General features: G+C 60.2%; 1 protein-coding gene. It reads left to right on the forward strand.

Translation table 11 applies throughout. The annotated features are described in order from the left end of the window. Positions 1–786, forward strand: a 786-nt coding sequence (locus ACNAZS_RS26730) for a condensation domain-containing protein (RefSeq protein WP_415793643.1), incomplete at both ends; no start/stop codon positions are given.

Below are 786 nucleotides of genomic sequence, written 5' to 3' on the forward strand. Positions count from 1 at the left end.
CCCGACCAACTGGACTTACCCTATGACCGGGCGCGGCCCGCCGTGGCGAGCCACCGGGGAGAAACGCTGGCGTTATCGCTGGACGCAGACTTGCATCGCAAGCTACTGGATCTAGCGCAGCACAGCAAGGCAAGTCTGTTCATGGTGCTGCAGGCAGGCGTGTCGGCATTGTTGACGCGCCTGGGCGCGGGCACCGACATTCCGCTAGGCAGCTCGATTGCGGGCCGAACCGACGACGCGCTGGACGAGTTGGTAGGGTTCTTCGTCAACACACTGGTATTGCGTGCGGACACTTCAGGGAACCCGAGTTTTAGGGAACTGGTAGCGCGGGTGCGAGAAGTGGATTTGGAAGCCTACGCGCACCAGGACCTGCCATTCGAACGGCTGGTCGAGATCCTGAACCCCCAACGCTCGATGGCGCGCCATCCCCTGTTCCAAGTGTCTCTGGCGCTGCACAATCACAATAAGTCGGCGTTTGATTTGCCTGACCTGTCGGTGGCGTTCGAGGAAACTACGCTGAAGGTAGCCAGATTTGATTTGCTGTTGAGTTTCCTGGAAAAACGCGATGCGGACGGAACCGCTCAGGGCCTGTCCGGCATGATCGAATATGCGTCGGATCTCTTCGACCAGCAAACGGTAGAGCGGATCGCTGCGCAACTGACCCGACTGCTGACGGCGGTGGCCGACAATGCCGAGCAACCGATCGGATCGATCGATCTGCTCAGTGCCCAAGAGCGGCACCAGATATTGCACGACTGGAACGATACCGCTCGCGAGGTGGACCCC

Origin of the sequence: Bordetella tumulicola (assembly GCF_965138755.1) — a bacterium.
In the GTDB taxonomy this organism is placed as follows: domain Bacteria; phylum Pseudomonadota; class Gammaproteobacteria; order Burkholderiales; family Burkholderiaceae_B; genus Bordetella_A; species Bordetella_A tumulicola.